Here is a 2,762-nt window from a genome sequence, read left to right as displayed (position 1 = left end):
CTTAAACTGAAGTCTGTTTTTCACGAAAATGTTTATCTTTAACAGAAATTTAGCCGTTCGCTGGCTTCGCTTCTGCGTCAAGCCGCGAAACGTTGGCAGAAAATTTTGACCAGCGTTGTCGGAAAATCGCTTGCAGACAGAAATTGAACTAAGCAAGGAAATTGAAGAAACGGTTAGTATTTTAACACAGGAAAAAACGAGTAAACCAGCGGGGCGGTACATCTAACTTAAAACCCAAATTGTGCCTAAAGTTGTCGTCCTTGCGGTAGTCCGTATTAATAATAAGGTAAAATATCTATTATGAAAAAATTAATTTTCGGCTTAATTGCTATAGTTATGTTTAGTATTTTAGGAAATGCTCAAAATTTGAGAACTGAATTTTTAAAAGGCAAAACACATAAAGAAGCTGTTGTTGCTTACAACAAACTTTCAGAAGGTGAACAGAAAAAATTATGGCTTGAAAAAATAGAACAATTATTATCATTAAGTTTACCTAATGAACATAAAAATTATATTTCGAAAATTAAAAATAGTATTGAACAAGGTGTTAATAGAGATCAATCAAAAGAGTTTTTGCAAAATATTGTAAATCTTGCAAAAATAACACCTATGAAAGATTTTGGAATGATGTTTGAGACTTTAGAAGATTATAAATTTTACGGGAAATTTATTGATACAAAAGCAGTTCCTGAAACAATAATAATAGACTTAGCAAATTTGAATTTATTTACTGATGCGAGCACTTCTTCAGTCGCAAGAGGAGATTGTTCTTGCAGATGGTGTTTGTTCCATGATGGACAGACAGGAACAAATTGCAATCGTACATCTTATGGTTGTGGTTTTTTATGGATGCAAAGTTGTAATCAATGCGTACTATGTTTATAGATTAATTCAAACAGGTTGTCATTTTTTCGACAACCTGTAATTTTAAATATATTAATAATGCATTATGAAAAAAAGAAAATTAATTTTAATAGGTATTGCATTAATTTTATTATACATCCTCTTTGGTGTCATCACTGACGGAAATCATAAATTAATGATATTATTAACACTTTCATCAGTGTTTCTTATAACGATTTATTTTTTAAAAAATTTCGATGAAACAAAATATAAATATTGTTTTTTTTTAATTGCTCCAATGCTACTTTTGTTTACTATAGCTGGCTTTTTAGGCAATGATTTTTCAAGAACTTTACAGTATTTAATTTTTATTCCTGTAAGTTCTTTACTCGCTTATGGCTATTTAAAAAAAAGGTATATATTAATCATTCCTTTAGCTTTAATTGCATTTTATTGTATTGCAAATTATCTTTTTAACACAATCTTTATTTTTGTATCAAATAAAGACGCAGAAAAAAACATCAATTTTCCAGCGATAACATTGCTTGAACATAATAAAAAAAGAGTTTATTTAAAAATGGATAAAATTATTGTACTTGATTTTTGGTCAACTTCTTGTGGTATTTGTTTTGAAAAATTTCCCGATTTAGAAGAGTTACATAACAAATACAAGGAAAATAATCGAGTAGAAATTTACGCTGTAAATTTTCCATTAAAAAGAGATAAATTTAACACTACAATAAAAATTTTGGATAGTATTGGATATAAATTTAAAAAAGTATATGCACAATCATCAAGTGAGATTGAAAATAAGCTACATTTCAATACTTTTCCTCATTTGATAATAATAAAAGATGGCAAAATAAGATATGATGGAATGTTTGAAACAGAAAAAAATACATTAATTTTCAGCACAGAAGCTGAAATAGATAAACTTTTAAAAGAATGAAAAATAAAATTTTAATAATTTTAATGATGTTTACCTTTTTTTCTTACTCTCAATCCGACATTGACAAAGTATTAAAAGGCGGAGAAATACTTGTAAATGGATTATCATTCTTGAAAAAAGACAAATCAGAAGTTAAAGAAACTAATTCAAAAATCATTGAAAGTGTTTGTGTTAAAAACAAACTTGCGGACAAAATAACTTTTATAATTAGTGGAAAAGACTTAGAAGATAACATTATTAAAAAAGAAATGGTTATCCAAAAAGACGGAAAAGAATGTGTTTTTGAATTACCAAAAGGCATTTATACATATGAAATTGTTTTAGCCAACAAAGAAACTTACAAAAAAGGCGAATATAAATTCAATGAAGAAATTACAATTACTGTAAAACCAGATTAAACAAATAGCAGTTTTGGCGAAGCCAAAACTGCTTTTATTTTCAATTCAATGATTGCTTATATAAAAAATAAAATAACCTTTGTCCAAATCGAACAAAGCATTGGCTCAATCGAAAAAGACTTTGGACAAAATAGATAAGACATAGGTAAAAATAAACAAGGCGTCTGACAAAATGAACAAACCTTGTGCAAAAGTAAATAAGACACCTGCTAAACTGAAATAGACAACCGCCAAAACAGAATAAGCTTCTGCAAAAATAGATAAGACAACCGCACCAATAAAATTAGACACTTAACCAAAATTGAAAGCCGAAATGAAACGTGAAAATTGAAACGGACAATTAAATCTTCTGCCAACACAGGTTTTACGCTATTGCGGGTTTTGGGCTTAATTTAAAGTTTATTTTGTATCTTTGAGGTCAGTGCTAAACCGAAAGTTTCGGCTTCCTTAATCCGCAACAGACGTAAAGCCTGGAACCGTTAGCAGATATTGTTGAAAAACCGAACACTAATAAGGAATTTCTCAAAAAATCTAACTTGAAAAAAATATTTGTTAACGGCTGGAAATAAGCT

General features: G+C 28.6%; 3 protein-coding genes. All 3 read left to right on the top strand.

Annotated features, from left to right (window positions below; translation table 11 throughout):
- Positions 1–300: 300 nt before the first annotated feature.
- The gene (locus tag Q361_RS13325; RefSeq protein ID WP_146047048.1) at positions 301–885 is read left to right on the top strand and encodes a bacteriocin fulvocin C-related protein; all 585 of its coding nucleotides are present in this window, start codon (positions 301–303) and stop codon (positions 883–885) included.
- A gap of 64 nt (positions 886–949) precedes the next feature.
- Positions 950–1,792 (top strand): TlpA family protein disulfide reductase, encoded by an 843-nt coding sequence (locus Q361_RS13320; RefSeq protein WP_103727220.1) that lies wholly within the window; start codon positions 950–952, stop codon positions 1,790–1,792.
- Entirely contained in the window at positions 1,789–2,190 is a 402-nt protein-coding gene (locus Q361_RS13315; RefSeq protein WP_103727219.1) for a hypothetical protein, read from the top strand. Before Q361_RS13320 ends, Q361_RS13315 begins: the two co-directional genes overlap by 4 nt.
- The last annotated feature ends 572 nt before the right edge of the window (positions 2,191–2,762 follow it).

The sequence above is a fragment of the Flavobacterium croceum DSM 17960 genome, from assembly GCF_002917885.1.
Classification (GTDB): Bacteria; Bacteroidota; Bacteroidia; order Flavobacteriales; family Flavobacteriaceae; genus Flavobacterium; species Flavobacterium croceum.
This window is presented reverse-complemented; position numbering and strand designations above follow the sequence as displayed.